This is a genomic window from Clostridium sp. Marseille-P3244 (assembly GCF_900120155.1).
GTDB lineage: Bacteria > Bacillota > Clostridia > Lachnospirales > Lachnospiraceae > Mediterraneibacter.
In genome coordinates this window covers 2,505,193-2,526,148 of the sequence record NZ_LT635549.1, presented here as the reverse complement: position 1 = coordinate 2,526,148, position 20,956 = coordinate 2,505,193, and the positions used below count along the sequence as shown (strand labels likewise).

Below are 20,956 nucleotides of genomic sequence, written 5' to 3'. Positions count from 1 at the left end.
GGAGAGGAAAGAATGACAAAACAGATTTGGAAGCCTGGGAATATGCTCTATCCACTTCCAGCCGTCATGGTCAGCGTGGCAGACAGGGAAGGAAATGCGAACATCCTGACGGTCGCATGGACCGGGACCGTCTGTACAAACCCTCCGCTGGTCTATATTTCTGTGCGGCCGGGGCGTTATTCTTACCATATGATCAAAGAATCCGGAGAGTTTGTCATTAACCTTACTACGGAGAACCTTACACGGGCAACAGACTACTGCGGAGTCCGTTCCGGGAAAGACGTGGATAAATGGAAAATATGCGGTCTTACAAAGGGAAGGGCTGTATCTCTTGATCATGCGCCTGTTATACAGGAATCTCCGGTCAATATCGAATGTAAGGTTAGGAATGTCCAGGAGTTGGGAAGTCACCACATGTTCCTGGCGGAAGTGACCGCCGTGCAGGCAGAGGAAGACTATATGGATGAGAATGGCCGGTTTGACCTGAACAGGACGGGGCTTATGGCTTATTCTCATGGAGAATATCTCGGTCTGGGGAAAAAGCTGGGGACATTTGGATACAGCGTGAAGAAAGCTTCTCAGAGGAAAAGAAGTTCAGTATCGCAGAAGAAGGAGACAGACAAAAGCGGCGGTAAGAAAAAACGGAATGAAAGACCGGGAAAATGGAAATAATAGGGAGCAGCAGAGTTAAGAGCAAAAACAGCCTGTAAGAAAGACAGAAACGGACATAAACGAGAATCAATCTCAATAAATTTCTTGAACCTGACCACCGGATTTGGTATAATACATATAGTTAGTTAACACTAACTATATGTGAATGAATCATGGAAATTCCTTTTGCTCTGAACTGCCTGAATCAGGGCAGAGGGAACTCCGTGGGAAAGGACAAAAAGTATGCATTATTTAGAGATTGAAAAAGTGGTCGGACGGGAGATCATTGACTCAAGAGGAAATCCTACCGTGGAGGCAGAAGTTTATCTTGCAGCCGGGACAAGTGCCAGAGGGGCAGCTCCAAGCGGAGCTTCCACAGGTGAGTTTGAAGCGCTGGAGTTAAGAGACAAAGACAAGAGCAGATATGGAGGCAAGGGTGTCTCCAAAGCAGTAGAAAATATCAATACAGTGATCTGCCATACATTGCAGGGTATGGACGCAGGGAATATTTACGCGGTGGACAAGGCAATGATCACGGCAGACGGAACAAAAGACAAATCCAATCTGGGAGCAAACGCGATCCTGGCAGTGTCCATTGCGTGTGCCAGAGCGGCGGCGACTTCCCTGGGCATTCCTCTGTACCGGTTCCTGGGAGGCGTCAACGGAAACTGCCTTCCGGTACCGATGATGAACATTTTAAATGGTGGAGCCCACGCGGCGAATACGGTAGATGTTCAGGAATTTATGATCATGCCGGCAGGAGCAGACAGTTTTACAGAAGGCCTGAGATGGTGTACGGAAGTGTTTCATGCACTTGCCGCGCTGTTGAAATCAAAAGGCCTGGCAACAGCTGTAGGTGACGAGGGCGGTTTCGCTCCGGATCTTGGAAGTGATGAAGAGGCCATCCAGTACATTCTCCAGGCGGTACAGGATGCCGGGTATGAACCGGGCAGAGATTTTGTGCTGGCTATGGACGCGGCGTCCAGCGAGTGGAAGAGCGGCGTGAAAGGAGAGTATGTACTTCCCAAATGCGGCAGCAGATTTACCTCCGCAGAACTGGTGGAACACTGGAGAACACTGGTGGATAAATATCCGATCTGGTCCATCGAGGACGGACTGGATGAGGAGGACTGGGACGGCTGGAAGATCCTGACGAAAGAGCTGGGCGGAAAAGTTCAGCTTGTCGGTGACGATCTGTTTGTTACAAATACGGAAAGGCTGAAAAAGGGGATCGATCTGGGCTGCGGAAACTCGATCCTGATTAAACTGAACCAGATCGGATCTGTGTCCGAGACACTGGAGGCGATCAAGATGGCCCATAAAGCAGGATACACGGCGGTGACCTCCCACCGGTCCGGCGAGACGGAAGATACGACGATCGCGGATCTGGCGGTGGCTCTCAATACCGGGCAGATCAAGACGGGTGCTCCCAGCAGAAGCGAGCGTGTGGCGAAGTACAACCAGCTGATCCGCATTGAAGAAGAACTGGGCGTGGGCGCAGTATATCCGGGATTTGACGCATTTCATGTAAAGAGATAAAGAAGAAACGGATGTACAGTGAAATCATAGAAAAGAAATCAGAAACTCCGGCAGGGACCAGACCTGACCGGAGTTTTTTACGAAACTGATCCGGTGGGAAAACATTGAATATTAAAAGAACCATGATACAATAAATGAATATGGATGAATAGAGAGAGGAACAAGAAGAACCCTGGAGAAAACGGAGGATACCTATGGATTTTAAAGTCATGAGAGCCATGCAGACATGGCAGCAGGCGGGGGCATATTATGTGCGTGTACAGGCGATGGCAAGGCAGCATCACATTACGCTGCAGGAAGAGTTCGATGAATATGATACACCTGATACAAAATATATCGTTATACTGGATGGGGATTTTCCCGTTGCCACCTGCCGGTTATATGAATTGCCGGAACAGGAGGACGGCATCCCGGCCATGATGTTTGGCCGGATCGTTGTCCTACCGGAATACAGAAAACAGGGGCTTGGCCGCCTGGTGGTCACCGAAGCCGAAAAGTGGGCCCGGGAGCTGGGGTGCAGGAAAGCCGTGCTCCACAGCCGCGACGTGGCTGTCGGTTTCTATGAGAAACTGGGATATACTGCCGATCCCGGCAGAACTGTCCAGAGCTGGACTTTCCCCTGTATCTATATGGAAAAATCATTGGGGTGATACTCCTTTGCAGGATCAGTGTGCGATCTGCATGGAAAACTCAATGCTGAAACAGGCGTTCTCTCCGTATACCGGTTCCAGGACTGCAGAGTCAAAGGAACCAAATTCAAGGTCATATCCTTCATGAGAGATCTGGCATGTCACCGAAACTCCCGCTTCTGAAAAACTGAAATTTTCAAACAGGTCCGCGGCCTCGGTTATACGGGTGTGGATCCGGTCCGGCGTATCCGGAAAAAGGGAGTAATCTTCCTGTGCGCAGATATAGGAGACTGCGGCAAGAGACATAAGCTCTCCGAAAGAGGAAATCTTTACGTTTTCATTCTCTACGCGGTAAGAGAATTCTACGCCTGTCACGACTTTGTCTGACACTGTGAAATGAAAGTCAGGCAGAGGCGCGTATTCTCCGGAGGAAACAATGTAGGGAGTGCCCGGCTTCTTCTCCCAGTTTCCTGTCGGATCCAGATACAGGGCCGAATCCGGGATACCGGAGATCCCGGAACTGACGGATGGCGGGAGGTTCAGCTGCCGGTCGACACTGTAGAAATCCTGCGTGTCATTGTAATTCTCGCAGAATTCTGCCACAGTGAGCTCTCCCCGGTTAGGGGGAAGAGCTGCGGTCTGGTCCATCAGACAGTTCAGGCCCAGGGACAGCGCCAGAGTAAAGATACAGGCCAGAACGCCGAGAGGTAGGCGCTCACTCTTCAGATGGAGGGTAGAATCTTCTTCCCAGTACAGCGTTTTTTCCGCTTTGCATGAGCGGTAAGACAGATACAGGTCGATCAGTGTGAGTATGGGGATGAAGAAGCCATAGCCTTTTCTCAGGACATCCCAGGTCCTGCACAATGCCTCCCGGTAAGTGAGCCGTTTTCCGTCTACGGATGTGACGCTGAGGCCGAAGACAAATTTCCCCGGTGTAGTCCCTGTCAGGGAAAGAAAGACCGGTTCAAAGATCAGTACAAAGATATTGGAGGCGAGAATGCTCCCGATACCGGACCAGAATAAGGCGGAAGGAAATGTCCGGGCACCCATGGGAAGGCTGGTGTCAATGCTGATGCCGAGAACGAGCGCCAGAAGCGCGTTTAAGACCAGACTCCAGAGCGTCCAGTCTATCTCCCGGGCAAAGAAACGGATCCAGGGAGAAGTCACTTTCGGGACCGTGTCTTCCTTCAGCTCCGGCGGGTCATTGTGGCCCGGGGAGTTTAGAAGATCAAGATAGCGCTGGGCGTCGAAGGTGTCATAGACCACATGGTCACGGCACATCTGTTCACAGACATCCTGGCACTGGCTCAGACCGGCCTCTTCTTCTTCCAGGGCATGCAGATGCCCGGCCAGCACTTCATCCAGCCTGCGTTCCCCGCTGTCCGCCGCGCGGATATCGGCGAGACTTAAATGAAGAGTGCGCAGAAGCCGGATCCGCTTGAGTATTTCCAGATCTTTTTCTGTATAGTTTCTGTAACCGTTTGAATCCCTGGAGGGAGTCAGCAGCCCTTCCGTTTCATAGAAACGGATGTTGGCGCGGGTCATTCCTGAAAGGTTCTCGATTTCTTTGATCGTCATGGTAAGATCCCCCTTGCTGTTCTATTGTATCCGGGGCAAGTATAAGGTGTCAACCAGGTTTACAGTCAAGAAAAAATTGTGGTTTTTATGATCTTTTCAGTTCTATTTGGAAACGGTGCACGCATTTATCAAAGTGGCTTGAAAACAACAGCTGTTTATCATAAAATAGAACCGGTATGAAATAGAGATAAATTGACAGGAGGGAGATCGATTATGAAAAAACCGGTATTAGTTATTATGGCGGCAGGAATGGGGAGCAGATACGGCGGCCTTAAGCAGATCGACCCGGTGGACCAGGAAGGGCATATCATTATGGATTTCTCAATCTATGACGCGAAGCGCGCCGGATTTGAGAAAGTTGTTTTTATTATCAAAAAAGAGAATGAGGCGGACTTTAAAGAGGCGGTCGGAAACCGGATCGGGAAAGTGATGCAGGTGGCATATGTTTATCAGGAACTTTCCAACATCCCGGAGGGATTCCAGGTGCCGGAGGGACGCGTAAAACCATGGGGGACCGCCCATGCGGTCCTAAGCGCCATCGATGAGATCGACGGGCCTTTCGCGGTCATCAACGCCGATGATTATTATGGGCGCCATGCGTTCCAGACGATCTATGATTATCTTACGACCCATGAGGATGACGATAAGTACCGGTATACAATGGTAGCGTACCGTCTGAAGAATACCGTCACCGACAACGGGCATGTGGCCAGAGGGATCTGCGGACTCAACGAAAAGAAGGAGCTTGTCAGTGTAACGGAGCGCACCCGGATCGAGAAGCGTGACGGCGGCATCGCGTACTCTGAGGATGATGGAGAAAGCTGGACACCGATCAGCGGGGATACTCTTGTATCCATGAATATGTGGGGATTTACCCGAAGTATCCTGGATGAGATTCAATCCGGATTCCCGGCATTTCTGGAGAGAGGGCTTAAGGAGAATCCTCTCAAGTGTGAATATTTCCTGCCGGCAGTGGTGAGCGGGCTTCTTAAGGAAGGCCGGGCGGCGGTAAAGGTGCTGGAATCAGAGGACAAATGGTACGGTGTTACCTATAAAGAGGACAAACCGGTAGTGGTCGCGGCGGTCCAGTCACTGAAGGATCAGGGAATGTATCCCCAAAGGCTGTGGGATTAAGTTGTGGGATTGATTGAAAGTGTGCAACATTTTTACCAATATATGAGCTAAAATTATAAAGATTTTCCGGAGGACTCATGCTATACTGTTAACGAAGACAAAGAGCGGCACGTGCCCAGGGCACACTCAGTGTAAGGAGGAATCATTATGGCAATCTTAGTAACCGGAGGAGCAGGATTTATCGGCAGCCACACATGTGTGGAACTTTTAAACGCAGGATATGACGTGGCGGTAGTAGACAATCTGTACAACGCGTCAGAGAAGGCCCTTGACCGGGTAAAACAGATCACCGGAAAAGATCTCAGATTCTACAAAGTGGATATCCGGGACAGAGAAGCGCTGAATGAAGTATTTGACAAAGAGGACGTGGAGGCGGTCATCCATTTCGCGGGACTCAAGGCAGTCGGCGAGTCCGTTCAGAAGCCTCTGGAATACTATGAGAACAATATCGGAGGCACCATCACTCTCTGCGATGTAATGAGAAATCACGGCGTAAAGAACATCATTTTCAGTTCTTCCGCCACAGTATACGGAGACCCGGCATTCATTCCGATCACGGAGGAGTGCCCGAAGGGAACATGCACGAATCCGTACGGATGGACGAAATGGATGCTGGAGCAGATCCTGACAGACCTGCACACGGCGGATCCGGAGTGGAATGTGGTACTTCTGCGTTACTTTAATCCCATCGGCGCACACAAGAGCGGTCTGATCGGAGAAGATCCGAAGGGAATTCCGAACAACCTGATGCCATATATCACACAGGTTGCCATCGGGAAGCTGAAATGCCTGGGCGTGTTCGGAAACGACTATGACACCCCTGACGGAACAGGAGTCCGGGATTACATCCATGTAGTGGATCTTGCCGTCGGTCATGTACGGGCCGTGGAGAAGCTGAAAGAGAAGGCCGGCGTATCTGTCTACAACCTGGGAACAGGCAACGGATATTCTGTGCTGGATATGGTGAAGGCGTTTGGCAAAGCCTGCGGGAAGGAGATCCCCTATGAGATCAAACCGCGCCGGGCGGGAGACATCGCGACATGCTACTGCGACGCGTCAAAGGCGAAGAAAGAACTCCACTGGGAGGCAGAGCGCGGACTGGAAGAGATGTGTGAGGACTCCTGGAGATGGCAGAGTCAGAATCCCAACGGATATAACGATTAAATACTGTGACTGACAGCCAGAAAGGCAGACGGCGGGCCGGAAGACAGCTTCCGGCCCGTTTTTACTGTTCTGCCCTTATTCCGCCAGCGATCCCCACAATTCATAAAGTTCTTCCAGCCGGCTTTCATTCTGGGAACGTTCATTGGCCAGTTCCTGGCATTTTACCGAATTGGAATAGACTTCTTCAGATGTCAGTTCCCGGTCAATGGCGGCATTGCGTTCTTCCAGCCTGGCAATCTCTTCTTCTGTCTTTTTGAGATCATTTTTCCGCTTGCGGTCTTTTGCCTGCTGTTCTTTCTGCTCCTGCCAGCTTAACTTCGAGCCGGACGCTGCGCTGTCCGCGGAGTCGGAGCCCGAAGATATTTCCCCGGAAGATCCGGCAGCCGGGAGAGGCCCGGAAGGATTTTCCGGAGCATAAGAGCGGGTCAGTTCTTCTTTTTTCTCCAGATAATAATCATAATTTCCGATATAGTTTACAAATGTCCGGTTCACAAGTTCCAGGATCCTGGTGGCGGTGCGGTTGATGAAGTAACGGTCATGGGAGACGTACAGCACAGTCCCGCTGTAGTTGTTGAGCGCCTCTTCCAGGATCTCCTTGGAAGCGATGTCCAGATGGTTTGTGGGCTCGTCCAGTATGAGAAAGTTTGCCTCGGAGAGCATCAGCTTGGCCAGAGAGACGCGGCCTTTCTCACCGCCGCTCAATGTGTGGATCTTCTGAAAAACTTCATCCCCCGTGAACTGAAAGGCGGCCAGCGTGTTGCGGATCTGCGTGTTCGTAAGAGCCGGATAGTCATCGGAAATCTCCTCGAAGATGGTCTTATCATCGTGAAGGACATGGTATTCCTGGTCATAATAGCCGATCCGGACTTTCGCTCCCAGGGTGAAGGAACCGGAATCTGCATGCTCCGCTTGGTTGAGGATCTTCAGGAGAGTGGTCTTCCCGGTCCCGTTGTCCCCGATGACGGCCACATGCTCTCCACGGCGGATCTCAAAATGCACATCCCGGAAGAGTTCCAGGCTTCCGAAGGACTTGGAAAGTCCTTCTACAGAAAGTACATCATTACCGCTGACACAGGAAGGTTCCAGAGTGAAGTGGATCTCCTGCGTCTCCTGGGGCTTTTCCAGCGGAGTCATCTTTTCCAGCATTTTTTCGCGGCTTTCCGCCCGGCGGATGGATTTCTCCCGGTTGAAGGAACGGAGTTTTTCAATAACGGCCTGCTGGTGCCGGATCTCCCTCTGCTGATTGAAATACTCTTTCAGGCGGGCGTCCCGGATCTGCTGCTTTTTCTCAGAATATGCCTGGTAATTCCCCATATACATGCGGATGGTTCCGTTTTCGATCTCCACCACCTTTGTGACGACGCGGTTCAGGAAGAAACGGTCGTGGGAGACGATGAAGACGGCGCCCTGATAGTTGCCCAGGTAAGTCTCCAGCCAGGCAATGGAGTTCAGATCCAGATGGTTGGTGGGCTCGTCCAGCAGCAGGATATCGGGATCCGTGAGCAGAAGTTTTCCCAGCGCTACACGGGTCTTCTGTCCCCCGGACAGGGTTTTGGTCTTTTTGGAAAATTCGTTCTCTGTAAAACCGAGCCCTTTCAGGACACCGGTGATCTCGCTTTCGCAGGCATAGCCGTTTCTGGCTTCAAATTCCGACTGAAGCCGGTTGTATGTCTCAAGACGGCTGCTTAAGGCATCTCCTGACAGCGACTTTAATTCTTTCTCGATGGAGCGGAGTTTTTGTTCCATCTCGAGAATATCCGCCCTGGCTGATCTGAGCTCTTCATAGATCGTAGCGTCTGAGAGAAGATCCTGATGCTGGGCAAGATATCCGATGGTCTTTCCTTTCGCGAGAATGACTTCTCCGCTATCCAGAGGCTCCTCTCCGACGATCATTTTGAGTACGGTAGACTTTCCGGCCCCGTTGACGCCTACCAGCGCGGCCTTCTCCCGGTCTTCGATATGGAAGGATCCTTCCCGGACGATCAGATGGTCTCCAAAAGATTTCTTTATGTTATGACATGCAAGTACCATGTCTGTCCTCCTCTATACTGTAAATGTCAAGTGCCATATGGTAAGCTGTACCGCTATATTATAGCGGAACCGGACAGAAATAAAAAGCAAAAAGTAAAAATTGACATAATATTAACTATTTTATATAATAAAACAGACGAAAAAATACAGAAGACGCATTCCGCCCACGACAGCATACAGGAGAGGCAGGGAATCGCTTTTTATTTAATATTGAATGGAAGGTGATGAAATTGGAACAGAGAAAAATATCCCGGGCGGTGATCTCAAGGCTGCCGAGATATTACAGGTATCTTGGAGATTTGCTGGAAGCGGGAGTGGAGAGGATATCCTCCAATGATCTGAGCAAAAAGATGCATGTCACGGCGTCGCAGATACGCCAGGATCTGAATAATTTCGGCGGCTTCGGACAGCAGGGATACGGATATAATGTGAAGTATCTCTACACGGAGATCGGAAAGATACTCGGGCTGGACAAGACGCATAATTTTATTATAATCGGAGCAGGAAATCTCGGACAGGCGCTGGCCAATTACGCGTCTTTTGAGAGGAGCGGATTTATCCTGAAGAGCCTGTTTGATGTCAATCCCAGGCTGGAGGGCGTGACGATCCGGGGGATCCAGGTGCGGATGATGGATGAGCTGGTAGATTTTCTTCAGAATAATGATATTGAGATCGCGGCTCTCACAATTCCGAAATCAAAGGCGGTAGAGGTAAGTGACATTCTGATCGCCAACGGGATCAAGGGGATCTGGAATTTCGCACATACAGATCTGAACCTTCCCCAGGATGTAGTGATCGAGAGCGTTCATCTCTCAGACAGCCTAATGGAGCTGTCTTACAATATCAGCCGGCAGGAGAAAAGGCAGAGAAAATAGAAATAGAAAAAGGGCAACCCCGCAGCTTGCTGCGGGGTATCTTATAGAGAAAGGTCGGTGGAGCAGATGAGATATCTTCCGGACGGTATCCAGATGAAAGGCGCGGATGCCTATACGATCGGACATCAGGGGATCCCATCCCTGGTACTTATGGAGAGGGCGGCTCTGGAGACGGTAAAAGTTATGCGCAGCAGCGGGATGGATCTGACAAAAGCCCTGGTTGTGTGCGGCAGCGGGAATAATGGAGGAGACGGATTTGCCGTGGCAAGACTTCTGACTGAGGAGGGACTGTGCGCGGAAGTCCTTTTTGCCGGGAAGGAGACGTCTCTGAGCGAAGAATGCGCGCTTCAGAAGAAGATTACAGAGCGCATGGGGATTCCGGTGTTCACTGATATCCCGGACGAAGAATATACTGTTATAATAGACGCGGTGTTCGGCGTAGGCTTAAGCCGGGAGATCACCGGCAGGTACTGCGGTATCATCCGCTGGATGAATGAACAGAAATGCGCGAAGGCGGCTGTGGACATTCCGTCCGGCGTGTGCGCGCAGACCGGAAACGTATTGGGGATTGCCTTCCGGGCAGATCTGACGGTGGCCATGGCCTGTGTGAAAGTGGGATGCGAGCTGTTCCCGGGCAAGTCCTTTTCCGGGAAGACCATTCCTGTTCCGATCGGAATTAACCCGGATTATTTCGCGAATGATACGGACGTATGTGTGACTTTTGACAGAGACTGCCTGGGGGATCTTCTGCCGCGGAGAAAGGCGGACTCTCATAAAGGAACTTACGGGAAAGTCCTCATGATTACCGGCAGCGCCGGGATAGCAGGAGCGTCCTATCTGTCGGCCAGAGCGGCCTATGCCGTGGGGGCCGGGCTTGTGCAGATCTTTACGGCAGAAGAGAACCGGACGATCCTGCAGCAGCTTCTTCCGGAAGCCATTATATCCTGCTATAAGGAGTACGACAGAGATCAGCTGGAGCCGCTTCTGGAATGGGCAGATGTGGTGTGCATCGGCTGCGGACTCGGAAAAAGTGATACAGCCGGACATCTTCTGGCCGATACGATACAGATGGCGGGAGAGAAAAAAATTCCGTGTATCATTGACGCGGACGGTCTGAATCTGCTGAGCGGCCATATGGAGCTGCTTGGGGGAATCCATTCTCCTGTTATCCTGACCCCTCATATGAAGGAGATGTCCAGGCTGACGGGAAAGCGTGTGGAAGAGATCGCAAAGAACCGGAGAGATCTGCTCCGGGAGTTTGTCCGGGAATATCCGGTGGTCTGTGTTCTGAAAGACAGCCGGACGATGGTGGCAGAGCAGGGACGCCATACATTTGTGAACCTGGCGGGGAATAACGCCATGGCGAAGGCCGGATCCGGCGATGTGCTGTCCGGGGTGATCACCGGCCTGGCCGCCCAGGGCATGTCCGGGTGGGAGTGTGCCTCCCTGGGCGTGTTCCTTCATGCCTGCGGCGGGGATGAGGCCCGGACAGAAAAAGGAAGCTACAGCGTCCTTGCCGGCGATCTGATCCGCGGGATCGAGAAAGCAATGAAAGAAGCAGAGGAGAACATAAGAAAATGAAACAGCATAACAGAGTATGTGCCGAGATCGATCTTGACGCTGTCTCATATAATATAGAACAGATGAAGAAAAGGATCGGGCCGGGCGCCCGTCTGATGGCAGTAGTCAAGACGGACGGCTATGGCCACGGAGCGGTACCTGTCGCCCGAATGCTGGAGGATGTACCCTATGTGTGGGGATATGCGGTGGCATGTCTGGAAGAAGGGACGGCTCTGAGAGAGAACGGGATCCAAAAGCCGATCCTTGTCCTTGGGTGCGTGTTCCCGGATCAGTATGAAGAGATGATCCAAAGCCACATACGACCTACTGTTTATACAGAAGAGATGGCAGAGGCCATGTCTGCGGAAGCAGTGCGTCTGGGTCAAACGGTCTGTTTCCATATCAAGATCGATACCGGAATGGGACGGCTGGGGTTCCCGGTAAACCAGGAGAGCGTGGACGCCATCCGGCGCATCAGCGTGCTGCCGGGTGTGCGGCTGGAAGGGATGTTTACCCATTTCGCGAAGGCGGATGAGAAAGACAAATCCTATACACTGGAACAGCACAGGAAATTTCTCTGGATGAAGGAACAGATGGAGCAGCAGGGGCTCTCCATTGAGTTCTATGACTGCGACAACAGTGCGGGGATCATTGATTTCCCGGATATGAAGCATGATCTGGCCCGGGCAGGCATCTCCACCTACGGAATGTATCCTTCCGACGAGGTGGACAGGGAGGCTGTCCCACTAAGGCCGGCCCTGTCCCTGATCAGCCACGTGACATTTGTCAAGGAGGTGGAGCCGGGTACTTCCATCAGTTACGGAGGGACCTTTATTGCTGATAAAAGGATGACAGTGGCCACGATCCCGGTGGGATACGGCGACGGGTACCCCAGATCCCTGTCCAATAAAGGTGAAGTACTTATCCGCGGGAAACGGGCGAAAATCCTGGGACGTGTCTGTATGGATCAGTTTATGGTGGATGTCACAGACATTCCCGGGACCAAATTTATGGACCGGGCAGTGCTGGTAGGAAGAGACGGAGATGACTGCATTACCGTGGAAGAACTGTCCGCCTTAAGCGGCAGGTTCAATTATGAATTCGTATGTTGTCTTGGAAAGCGGATCCCCCGGATCTACAGAAAAGACGGAAAAGTGACGGAGGGATAAATAACTGAATACATCCGATGAAACGGGGAATACTGAAGTATACGGCGAAGAAAAACGCCGGGCTGCAAGTATAGAAATCGGAGTGTGAAAAAATTGGTGATCAGACGAGGAGATATATTTTATGCGGACTTAAGCCCTGTGGTGGGTTCGGAACAGGGCGGGATACGGCCGGTCCTCATCATACAGAATAATGTGGGAAACAGACACAGCCCCACGGTGATCTGCGCCGCCGTCACGTCAAAGATGAACAAGGCAAAGCTCCCCACCCACATTGAGATCAGCACAAAAGATTATAAGATCGTAAAGAATTCTGTTATTCTGCTGGAGCAGATCAGAACCATTGACAAACAGAGACTGAAAGAATATGTGTGTCACGTTGACAGTGGAATGATGCGGAAGGTGGACCGGGCCATCAGGATCAGTCTGGAACTGCCTACATAGCACAGACTTCTTTACAGAAGGACAAAAGAGTGATAGAATTGTAAAACGAAATATGCGGCCGGGCGCCGTGTGTACGAGAAAGAGAAGAGGAGAATCCAGAATATGTCAGGACATTCAAAATTCGCGAATATCAAACATAAAAAAGAGAAGAACGACGCGGCAAAGGGAAAGATATTTACAAAGATCGGCCGTGAGCTGGCGGTTGCCGTGAAAGAAGGCGGTGGTCCCGATCCGGCCAACAACAGCAGGCTGAGGGATGTCATCGCGAAGGCCAAGTCAAACAATATGCCCAATGATACCATCGAAAGGAATATCAAGAAGGCGGCAGGGGAAGGATCCGGAGATAATTATGAGCACATTACATATGAAGGGTATGGTCCAAACGGAACGGCGATCATCGTAAAGACGCTGACAGATAACAAGAACAGGACCGCATCCAATGTAAGGAACGCCTTTACAAAAGGAAGCGGAAATGTAGGCACGCCGGGATGTGTTTCCTTTATGTTTGATGAAAAAGGCCAGATTTTCGTGGCAAAGGAAGACTGCTCCATGGACGCGGATGAACTGATGATGCTGGCGCTGGACGCGGGAGCGGAAGATTTTGTGGAGGATGAAGAAAGCTATGAGATCCTGACCGCGCCGGAGGCATTCAGCGATGTCCGTCTGAAACTGGAAGAGTCCGGGATAGAGATGGCAGAGGCGGCGGTGACGATGATTCCCCAGACCTATGTGGAGCTGACGGATGAAGACGATATTAAAAATATCCAGAAAACATTAGATCTGCTGGAAGAAGACGATGATGTCCAGGATGTGTATCATAACTGGAACGAGTAGAAGGAAACAGAGGAGATAACATGGAGATAAACGAACTGCAGAATGAACTGACAGAAATCTACAGAGTGACGATGGACTATGACTTTCACAAGGCCAGCTATGAGACGCATATAGAAAAGCTGAAGGAGAAATATGCGGCTGTCCTGCAGGAACTGGCCCGTATTAGTGACAGTACAGATGAAGAGTTAAAAGAACAGGTCGCGTCATGTGTGCCGGAATATGTGGCGGCAAGACTTTTGTCAGAACCGTCAAAACGCAAAAGGGAGACGGCCGCTCTTGATTATAAGATGAATATGGTGTCTTTCTTTATACCGCTGCTTGGAGAGATGCCCGCGGTTTCCTCGGAGGAATTTACCAGGCGGATCGTAAAAATCTGGAATGCAAAGATGCCCGAACACAAGATCGGACATTCCACTTACGGCAATATAAAGGGAGGATTTAAGAAGGGGATTTTCTGCTACATCACGACAGCGGTCTGCCGCAGCCTGGATAAGCCGGACGACTGCTATGAGCTTACTGCTCTCAGGAATTATCGGGATGAGTATCTTCTCGCCAGTGATGACGGGAAGGAACTTGTCAGAGAATATTATAATATAGCTCCGACGATCGTAAAACGGATCGGCAGGAAACCTGACGCAGATCATATCTACCGGGAAATCTGGGAAGATTATCTGAACCCCTGCATCCGTCTGATCGAGCAGGGAGAGAATGAAAAATGCCGGGAAAAGTACAGCGATATGGTGCGTAAGCTGGAGGCGGAATATTTATATCAGATGTAAACTTCAGACAGAAAAGAAAAACTGCTGCGGTGAAACATCGTATGGAAATAAATAACAGAAGACAGAGTTCAGGAGGATGACAGATGAGCGATTACAGGATCGAGACAAAATGTATACAGTCAGGGTATGAACCGGGAAACGGAGAGCCGAGGATCGTGCCGATCTACCAGAGCACGACATTCCGGTATACAAGCAGCGAGCAGATGGGACGGCTGTTTGACCTGGAGGAATCAGGATATTTCTATACCCGTCTGCAGAACCCGACCAACGACGCGGTGGCAGCCAAGATCTGCGACCTGGAGGGAGGGGCGGCCGCGATGCTGACTTCTTCCGGACAGGCGGCAAATTTCTATGCTATTATGAATATCGTTCAGGCAGGAGATCATATCGTGTGTGCATCCGCCCTGTACGGAGGTACATACAATCTGTACGCGCATACCATCAGGCGTATGGGCGTGGAGGCCACATTTGTGGATCCGGACTGCACCGAGGACGAGCTGGAGGCGGCTTTTCAGGAAAATACGAAAGCGGTGTTCGGCGAGTCTATTGCCAATCCGGCTCTTGTCGTACTGGATTTTGAAAAATTCTCGGCAGCGGCTCACAGACACGGAGTTCCGTTTATCGTAGATAATACATTTGCCACGCCCATTAACTGCCGCCCATTTGAATGGGGAGCGGATATCGTGACTCACTCTACTACGAAATATATGGACGGCCATGCTGCCTGTGTGGGTGGTGCTATTGTGGACAGCGGGAATTTTGACTGGGAGGCCCATGCGGAGAAATTCCCGGGGCTTACCACTCCGGATGAGACCTACCATGGAATCGTTTATACGCAGAAGTTCGGAAAGGGCGCATATATCACAAAGGCGACTGCTCAGCTGATGAGGGATCTGGGCTCTATCCAGTCTCCACAGAACGCGTTCCTTTTAAATATCGGGCTCGAGACACTGCATTTAAGAGTTCCGAGACACTGTGAAAACGCGTTGAAAGTGGCAGAATATCTCAAAAATCATGAGAAAGTGGCCTGGGTCAGCTACCCCTCTCTGCCGGGAGATAAGTATTATAGCCTGGCACAGAAATATATGCCAAATGGCACATGCGGCGTCCTTACATTCGGACTGAAAGGAGGAAGAGACGCGGCAGTAGAGATGATGGACAGACTGAAGATGATCGCGATCGTGACTCATGTGGCCGACGCCAGGAGCTGTGTGCTCCATCCGGCAAGCCATACACACCGCCAGATGAATGAGCAGGAACTGAAAGAGGCAGGCGTACAGCCGGATCTGATCCGTTTCAGCGTGGGTCTGGAGAATGCAGAGGATATCATCGCGGATGTGGAACAGGCAATGTAACAGACAGCAGGAGAGACGGAAGGTTATTTAAGAAAGAAATAAAAGGAAGTGCCCTGTAGGTTCTCAAAGAATATATGAGAATCCCAGAGGGCACTTTTTATGTCTGCATTTAATAAAGCAGGACTGCATTTCGCAGATTTAACCGCAGGTATGATGCCCGCAGTTTCCTCCATGGCCGCCGCAGCTTCCGTTATGATGTCCGTGATGGTCTCCGTCATGATGGCTGCAGGACGCGTCGGGATCAAAAGAAAGAGATCCGTTCAACAGCGCTTCTACCGCCTGGTCCGTGTCACCGGATACTCCACCGTAAAGGGTGATGTCCGCGTTGTCAAGAGCCGTGCGGGCTCCGCCGCCAATGCCGCCGCAGATGAGTGTGTCAACGCCCAGATCCTTCAGGAATCCCGCCAAAGCACCGTGGCCGTTTCCGTTTGTGTCCACAACGGAGGAGGAAGTGATCTTCCCATCTGTGATCTCGTAGACTTTAAACTGTTCCGTGTGTCCGAAATGCTGGAACACCTGTCCGTTTTCATATGTTACCGCAATCTTCATATATGACCGCCTCCTGATGAATGATCCGCAGGCTTTTGTCTGCACAGTAAATTATACCAACCGGGTTTCTTCAGGTCAAGAGGCGGACTGTTCCGCCGGTTTAATCCGCAAACATGGGAGTAGACAGATAGCGGTCTCCTGTATCCGGCAGCAGCACCACGATAGTTTTCCCTTCATTTTCCGGCCGCCTGGCGGTTTCTATGGCAGCCCACAGAGCCGCGCCGGAAGAAATGCCGATGAGGATCCCTTCCCGCCTGCCAATCAGGCGCCCGGCTTCGAAAGCCTGAGCTCCTGTAACAGGAATAACTTCATCGTATACATCGGTATCCAGCACATCCGGGACAAAGCCGGCGCCGATACCCTGGATCGGATGAGGGCCTGCCGCGCCTCCGGAGAGAACCGGAGAATCCGCAGGCTCCACGGCGATCACCCGGACGTCCGGTTTTCGGGATTTTAAATATCTGCCCACACCGGTGACGGTGCCGCCGGTCCCCACTCCGGCCACAAAGAGATCCACATCGCCGTCTGTATCGGCGAAGATCTCCGGCCCGGTCGTCTCCATATGGGCTTTCGGGTTGGAAGGGTTGACAAACTGCCCGGGGATAAAGCTTCCAGGTGTCTCGGCCGCCAGCTCCTCCGCCCTCCGGATAGCGCCGGCCATTCCTTTTGCTCCCTCGGTAAGAACCAGTTCTGCTCCATATGCCTTCATCAGCTGGCGGCGCTCTATGGACATGGTATCAGGCATGACAATGATCACCCGGTATCCTCTGGCTGCGGCCACAGCGGCAAGGCCGATGCCGGTATTGCCGGACGTGGGCTCGATGATGACAGAACCTGGCTTCAGCTTTCCGGAAGCTTCGGCGTCATCGATCATGGCTTTCGCCACCCGGTCTTTGACAGATCCCGCTGGGTTCAGGTATTCCAGCTTGGCCAGGATGCGGGCCTTCAGGCCGTATTCTTTTTCAATCTGCGTCAGTTCCAGCAGCGGGGTCTTTCCGATCAGCTGGCCGACGGATGTATAAATATGTGACATATCCAGTTCCTCCTCTGGCAGATTATCTTAAATTTCCCTGTTGAAAGATAGTAATAGGATAAAGTGGAATACGGGAATTGTCAAGCTTCCTGCCCGCTGTCGAGGACGGCTCTTGCAAGTGGAACTGACGTCATAAGAATATCGATATATCCGCTGAGCAGAGCTGCCCGGAGGGCTTCTGTTTTGCTCAGTCCGGTGGAGATTGCAAGGATCTTTCTCCCCGGCCGCTTTCTCAGCTGCCAGGCGATGGAGCGTTCGGTGATTTCAGTGCCGATCAGAGAACCATTTCTGTCGAGGTAGGATATGGAAACAGAGGCAACTGCTCCGGCTTTTCTGAGGGTAACCAGATCGTCATCATTGAACGCGCCGCTCAGATAAGTGGTGGATTGTGTGCTGACCTGTCCAACGCCGACGATGGCCAGATCACAGGATTCTCCCTCCTTCAGGACAGATGCAATATTCGGCTCCCGGATCAGAATGTCTCTGGAAACCTTGTTCCGGATCAGAATGGGGGCGTTCAGCACGCTGTAGGATGCATCCATTTTAAAAGCCAGGATACGGGCAATGGAGTTGGCGCTCCAATCGTTTCCTACATTTCCCAGTGCGCCCACCAGCGGAATAAAATGCAGATCTCTTTTCCGGACAGACTGCATGGAAGATGCCACGGCACTCAGCGTTTTACCACTGACAACACCGACCCTGTCGCCGTCGTGGATATAATTTCCCAGCTCAAGAGCACACTGTCGGGCAAAGAGCGGCAGCTGTTCTGCGGAGGAGCCGGTTCCGACATCACAGACGAAGGCGCCGGAGAGGCCAAATCGGTTTTTTAACTGCTGTTCCAGTTTTAATTCTTCAGAAAAAGGATTGGAGATATTGATCGTAAGAATACCTTTTTCTCTGGCTGAGCGCATGATCCGCGAGATTTGAGGCCGTGAAATATTGAGCCTGGAGGAGATCTCTTTTTGGCTCAGCCCGTCTTCATAGCAGAGTTTGCATACTTCTACCATTAATCTAGTATTATCCAGTACAGACATAGGAGTCCTCCTTTTGAAATTAATTTCTATTATTGAAATATTGTAACATAAAATCTATAATAAAACCAGCAAAAGATCTTGGAAAAATTTTTGAAAAGACAAAGGAGGACGAATATGAAAAATTTAAAGAGACTTGCAGCAGCGACGATGGCATTGGCAATGGTACTGGGATTGACGGCCTGTGGAGGTGGCGGAGAAAGTGAAACGGCGGACGGACTGGAAGGAAAGGAGATATCGATCATGACTCCCTATCTTTCTTCTGTCACGACAAACCAGATGGTAGAGTATCTGCAGAGCGGACTCGAAGAGAAAGGCGCAGAGGTGACTGTGATTGATACGGCAAATGATTTTTCTGCTCTGGCCAGCAGGATAGAGGATGTGGTGACAGCTCAGACAGACGGTATTATCCTTGTGAGCGCGGATCCAACTCAGCTGGAGAATCAGCTCCAGGAGGCCTTTGATGCAGGAATACCGGTATTCGGCTGTGACAGCGGATATATCGAAGGAATGGAGACGAACGCGACCAGCGACAATTACCAGATGGGCGAGATGATCACGGAGTATCTATTTAATGATCTGATGGGTGGAGAGGGAACAGTGATCTCCCTTACCCACAGACCGCATCCGGGTGTCGTGAAGAGGTGTGAGGCGTTTGATGATATGATTGCGGAGGAAGATGGTATTGAGCTTATTACAGAGCAACATATCCCGGCAGAGCAGCCGATCAATGATGCCCAGGACACTGTAGAGAACCTGTTGCTCTCCAATCCGGATAAAGATTCTATCACTGCGATATGGTGCGGATGGGACGAGCCGGCAATCGGCGCCACACAGGCATGTATGGAAGCGGGGAGAGATGAGATTCTGGTAGTAGGCGTGGACGGAAACGAACAGGCGGTCTCTCTGATCCAGGAAGGAACGAACCTGAAGGCGACTGTGAAACAGAATTTCGAGGGCATGGCCCAGATCGTGCTGGAGCAGATGGAACTGTTATTTACCGGAGGGGAGACAGAGCATGGCGAGCTGTACGCGGACGCAACGCTGATTACCCCGGAAAATGCAGGACAGGAGTAAGTATCATTACGGACATAGAGGAACGGAGGCAGAGCATTGCTTTTAAGGACAGAAAATCTGAGCAAACAGTTCGGCGGGGTCTACGCACTGAAAGGCGTCAATTTTGAGATTGCTGCCGGGGAAGTACATGGTCTGGTAGGGGAAAACGGAGCGGGCAAGTCCACCCTGATAAAAATGCTGACAGGGGTCTACCGGATCGAAGAAGGTTCCGTATACTGGGACGGCCAGAAGGTTAATATTACCGATCCCGCCCAGAGCCGGAACCTGGGTATCAATGTGATTCATCAGGACCGGACGCTCATTCCTACATTTGATGGGGTAGAGAACGCCTATCTCGGCAGAGAATACCCACATCGCGGGGTCCAGGTGAACTGGAAGGAAATGCGGGAAAATGTAGAAAAGGTCCGGGATCAGCTGGGGATAGAAATTGATCTGGAGCAGACAGCGGCGGAATTGTCGCCGCCCCAGAAGACCTGCCTGGAGATCATACGGGCGATGATGAATGACTGCCGGCTCCTTATTTTGGATGAACCGACAGCATCCCTTACAGATAAGGAAGCAGAGATCTTGTTTGACATTATCGCCAGGCTGAAACAACGGGGCACGGCAGTCCTGTATGTATCCCACAGAATGGACGAGATCTTCCGTCTGACGGACCGTATCACAGTATTTAAAAATGGAACCATGGTGGGCTGCGTGGATACGGAATCGACGGACAAAGAACAGCTGGTGGCGATGATGACTGATGAATGGACCGGAGAGGGGATCCGGCACAATGCTTCTTTCGGGAAAGTGCTGCTTCAGGCAAGTGATATCCGGACCCAGGACGGGATCATGAAACATGGCACGATCCAGGTCCGGGAAAAGGAGATCCTTGGCGTATTCGGGCTGGGAGGCAGCGGCAGGACGGAACTTCTGGAGGCAATTTACGGCTATCGTCCGATTAAGGAAGGCAGCGTCTTCATAGATGGAGAGAAGCAGACCAGACTTTCTCCGGCCAACTCTATAGCCAGAGGAATGATTTTGATCTCCGAGGACAGGAGAGGAAAGGCGATTATAGAAGGTCTGTCTGTAAAGGACAATATCCTTCTTTCCAGTATTGATTCTTATTCCAGACACGGATATCTCGATGAGAAGAAGGAAAAAGCAGACGTCAGAGAGAAGGCGGAGGCTTTGAAAATAAAGATGGCCGGGATGGACCAGAGGATGATCGAACTCTCCGGCGGAAACCAGCAGAAGGTGGTGTTTGCCAGGGCTCTGATGACGCAGCCGAGGGTATTCCTGTGCGATGAACCTACCCAGGCAGTGGATATTATGACCCGCGGCGAGATCCACAGGCTGCTCCGGGAGAAGGCAGATGAAGGGAACGCAGTGGTTTATGTATCCTCGGATCTGAAAGAAATACTGGAAGTGGCGGATACGGTCCAGATCGTCGCGCAGGGGGAGACAAGAGAAATCCTGCCAAATAAGGACCTGACGACTACGGAAGTCTTGTCGTACTGCTATACAGAGGCGTAAAGGAGAAGA

19 protein-coding genes are annotated in these 20,956 nt (G+C 51.3%); 14 read left to right on the top strand and 5 right to left on the bottom strand.

What is annotated here, in order from left to right; genetic code table 11:
• Positions 1–12 precede the first annotated feature (12 nt).
• The 3 genes from BQ7367_RS13805 (at position 13) to BQ7367_RS13795 (ending at position 2,840) form a co-directional block, all read left to right on the top strand.
• Positions 13–672, top strand: a complete 660-nt coding sequence (locus BQ7367_RS13805; protein ID WP_072525961.1) for a flavin reductase family protein — start codon at positions 13–15, stop codon at positions 670–672.
• A gap of 222 nt (positions 673–894) precedes the next feature.
• Positions 895–2,190 (top strand): phosphopyruvate hydratase, encoded by a 1,296-nt coding sequence (gene eno / locus BQ7367_RS13800; RefSeq protein ID WP_072525960.1) that lies wholly within the window; start codon positions 895–897, stop codon positions 2,188–2,190.
• Positions 2,191–2,384: 194 nt separating this feature from the next.
• On the top strand, positions 2,385–2,840 hold the full coding sequence (locus BQ7367_RS13795) for a GNAT family N-acetyltransferase (protein ID WP_072525959.1): 456 nt from the start codon (positions 2,385–2,387) through the stop codon (positions 2,838–2,840).
• Positions 2,841–2,855: 15 nt separating this feature from the next.
• Here BQ7367_RS13795 and BQ7367_RS13790 read toward each other — a convergent pair whose 3' ends face one another.
• Positions 2,856–4,397, bottom strand: a complete 1,542-nt coding sequence (locus BQ7367_RS13790) for a MerR family transcriptional regulator (protein ID WP_072525958.1) — start codon at positions 4,395–4,397, stop codon at positions 2,856–2,858.
• A 213-nt stretch (positions 4,398–4,610) separates the two neighbouring features.
• Here BQ7367_RS13790 and BQ7367_RS13785 point away from each other — a divergent pair, with 213 nt between their 5' ends.
• Positions 4,611–5,531 carry a nucleotidyltransferase family protein gene (locus tag BQ7367_RS13785; protein WP_072525957.1) on the top strand — a complete coding sequence of 307 codons (921 nt, stop codon included), beginning with the start codon at positions 4,611–4,613 and terminating at the stop codon, positions 5,529–5,531.
• 147 nt (positions 5,532–5,678) lie between these two features.
• A complete protein-coding gene (gene galE, locus BQ7367_RS13780) occupies positions 5,679–6,695 on the top strand; it encodes a UDP-glucose 4-epimerase GalE (protein ID WP_072525956.1) in 1,017 nt (338 codons plus the stop codon).
• 75 nt (positions 6,696–6,770) lie between these two features.
• On the opposite strand, the gene abc-f is transcribed toward galE, so the two are convergent.
• Positions 6,771–8,726: a ribosomal protection-like ABC-F family protein gene (gene abc-f / locus BQ7367_RS13775; RefSeq protein ID WP_072525955.1), complete on the bottom strand. Its 1,956-nt coding sequence runs from the start codon at positions 8,724–8,726 to the stop codon at positions 6,771–6,773.
• 224 nt (positions 8,727–8,950) lie between these two features.
• Between abc-f and BQ7367_RS13765 the strand changes: the two genes are divergently transcribed.
• The 7 genes from BQ7367_RS13765 (at position 8,951) to BQ7367_RS13735 (ending at position 15,739) form a co-directional block, all read left to right on the top strand.
• Positions 8,951–9,601, top strand: coding sequence for a redox-sensing transcriptional repressor Rex (locus tag BQ7367_RS13765; RefSeq protein ID WP_442855405.1), 651 nt, complete (start codon positions 8,951–8,953; stop codon positions 9,599–9,601).
• A gap of 66 nt (positions 9,602–9,667) precedes the next feature.
• Positions 9,668–11,182 (top strand): bifunctional ADP-dependent NAD(P)H-hydrate dehydratase/NAD(P)H-hydrate epimerase, encoded by a 1,515-nt coding sequence (locus tag BQ7367_RS13760; RefSeq protein ID WP_072526237.1) that lies wholly within the window; start codon positions 9,668–9,670, stop codon positions 11,180–11,182.
• Positions 11,179–12,330: an alanine racemase gene (gene alr, locus BQ7367_RS13755; protein WP_072525953.1), complete on the top strand. Its 1,152-nt coding sequence runs from the start codon at positions 11,179–11,181 to the stop codon at positions 12,328–12,330. Before BQ7367_RS13760 ends, alr begins: the two co-directional genes overlap by 4 nt.
• A gap of 93 nt (positions 12,331–12,423) precedes the next feature.
• On the top strand, positions 12,424–12,771 hold the full coding sequence (locus BQ7367_RS13750) for a type II toxin-antitoxin system PemK/MazF family toxin (protein WP_072525952.1): 348 nt from the start codon (positions 12,424–12,426) through the stop codon (positions 12,769–12,771).
• A 102-nt stretch (positions 12,772–12,873) separates the two neighbouring features.
• Positions 12,874–13,605 (top strand): YebC/PmpR family DNA-binding transcriptional regulator, encoded by a 732-nt coding sequence (locus tag BQ7367_RS13745; RefSeq protein WP_072525951.1) that lies wholly within the window; start codon positions 12,874–12,876, stop codon positions 13,603–13,605.
• 20 nt (positions 13,606–13,625) lie between these two features.
• Positions 13,626–14,384, top strand: a complete 759-nt coding sequence (locus BQ7367_RS13740) for a CFI-box-CTERM domain-containing protein (RefSeq protein ID WP_072525950.1) — start codon at positions 13,626–13,628, stop codon at positions 14,382–14,384.
• 83 nt (positions 14,385–14,467) lie between these two features.
• Positions 14,468–15,739 (top strand): O-acetylhomoserine aminocarboxypropyltransferase/cysteine synthase family protein, encoded by a 1,272-nt coding sequence (locus BQ7367_RS13735; protein ID WP_072525949.1) that lies wholly within the window; start codon positions 14,468–14,470, stop codon positions 15,737–15,739.
• Between the two features lie 138 nt (positions 15,740–15,877).
• On the opposite strand, the gene BQ7367_RS13730 is transcribed toward BQ7367_RS13735, so the two are convergent.
• The 3 genes from BQ7367_RS13730 to BQ7367_RS13720 all read right to left on the bottom strand — a co-directional run bounded on the left by BQ7367_RS13730 (position 15,878) and on the right by BQ7367_RS13720 (position 18,355).
• Positions 15,878–16,288 (bottom strand): NifB/NifX family molybdenum-iron cluster-binding protein, encoded by a 411-nt coding sequence (locus BQ7367_RS13730; RefSeq protein ID WP_072525948.1) that lies wholly within the window; start codon positions 16,286–16,288, stop codon positions 15,878–15,880.
• 100 nt (positions 16,289–16,388) lie between these two features.
• A complete protein-coding gene (cysK, locus tag BQ7367_RS13725; RefSeq protein WP_072525947.1) occupies positions 16,389–17,321 on the bottom strand; it encodes a cysteine synthase A in 933 nt (310 codons plus the stop codon).
• A gap of 80 nt (positions 17,322–17,401) precedes the next feature.
• The gene (locus BQ7367_RS13720; RefSeq protein ID WP_072525946.1) at positions 17,402–18,355 is read right to left on the bottom strand and encodes a sugar-binding transcriptional regulator; all 954 of its coding nucleotides are present in this window, start codon (positions 18,353–18,355) and stop codon (positions 17,402–17,404) included.
• Positions 18,356–18,469: 114 nt separating this feature from the next.
• On the opposite strand from BQ7367_RS13720, the gene BQ7367_RS13715 reads away from it, so the two are divergent.
• Together BQ7367_RS13715 and BQ7367_RS13710 are read left to right on the top strand one after the other, a co-directional pair.
• The gene (locus tag BQ7367_RS13715; RefSeq protein ID WP_072525945.1) at positions 18,470–19,429 is read left to right on the top strand and encodes a sugar ABC transporter substrate-binding protein; all 960 of its coding nucleotides are present in this window, start codon (positions 18,470–18,472) and stop codon (positions 19,427–19,429) included.
• 36 nt (positions 19,430–19,465) lie between these two features.
• Entirely contained in the window at positions 19,466–20,947 is a 1,482-nt protein-coding gene (locus BQ7367_RS13710) for a sugar ABC transporter ATP-binding protein (RefSeq protein WP_072525944.1), read from the top strand.
• Positions 20,948–20,956 lie beyond the last annotated feature (9 nt).

Coding starts and splice junctions, on each gene's coding strand:
- BQ7367_RS13745 (WP_072525951.1), top strand. CDS start 12,874: ATGTCAGGACATTCAAAATTCGCGAATATCAAACATAAAAAAGAGAAG.
- BQ7367_RS13735 (WP_072525949.1), top strand. CDS start 14,468: ATGAGCGATTACAGGATCGAGACAAAATGTATACAGTCAGGGTATGAA.
- BQ7367_RS13785 (WP_072525957.1), top strand. CDS start 4,611: ATGAAAAAACCGGTATTAGTTATTATGGCGGCAGGAATGGGGAGCAGA.
- BQ7367_RS13715 (WP_072525945.1), top strand. CDS start 18,470: ATGAAAAATTTAAAGAGACTTGCAGCAGCGACGATGGCATTGGCAATG.
- BQ7367_RS13760 (WP_072526237.1), top strand. CDS start 9,668: ATGAGATATCTTCCGGACGGTATCCAGATGAAAGGCGCGGATGCCTAT.
- BQ7367_RS13765 (WP_442855405.1), top strand. CDS start 8,951: ATGAAATTGGAACAGAGAAAAATATCCCGGGCGGTGATCTCAAGGCTG.
- BQ7367_RS13720 (WP_072525946.1), bottom strand. CDS start 18,355: ATGTCTGTACTGGATAATACTAGATTAATGGTAGAAGTATGCAAACTC.
- cysK (WP_072525947.1), bottom strand. CDS start 17,321: ATGTCACATATTTATACATCCGTCGGCCAGCTGATCGGAAAGACCCCG.
- eno (WP_072525960.1), top strand. CDS start 895: ATGCATTATTTAGAGATTGAAAAAGTGGTCGGACGGGAGATCATTGAC.
- alr (WP_072525953.1), top strand. CDS start 11,179: ATGAAACAGCATAACAGAGTATGTGCCGAGATCGATCTTGACGCTGTC.
- abc-f (WP_072525955.1), bottom strand. CDS start 8,726: ATGGTACTTGCATGTCATAACATAAAGAAATCTTTTGGAGACCATCTG.
- BQ7367_RS13805 (WP_072525961.1), top strand. CDS start 13: ATGACAAAACAGATTTGGAAGCCTGGGAATATGCTCTATCCACTTCCA.
- BQ7367_RS13795 (WP_072525959.1), top strand. CDS start 2,385: ATGGATTTTAAAGTCATGAGAGCCATGCAGACATGGCAGCAGGCGGGG.
- galE (WP_072525956.1), top strand. CDS start 5,679: ATGGCAATCTTAGTAACCGGAGGAGCAGGATTTATCGGCAGCCACACA.
- BQ7367_RS13790 (WP_072525958.1), bottom strand. CDS start 4,397: ATGACGATCAAAGAAATCGAGAACCTTTCAGGAATGACCCGCGCCAAC.
- BQ7367_RS13730 (WP_072525948.1), bottom strand. CDS start 16,288: ATGAAGATTGCGGTAACATATGAAAACGGACAGGTGTTCCAGCATTTC.
- BQ7367_RS13740 (WP_072525950.1), top strand. CDS start 13,626: ATGGAGATAAACGAACTGCAGAATGAACTGACAGAAATCTACAGAGTG.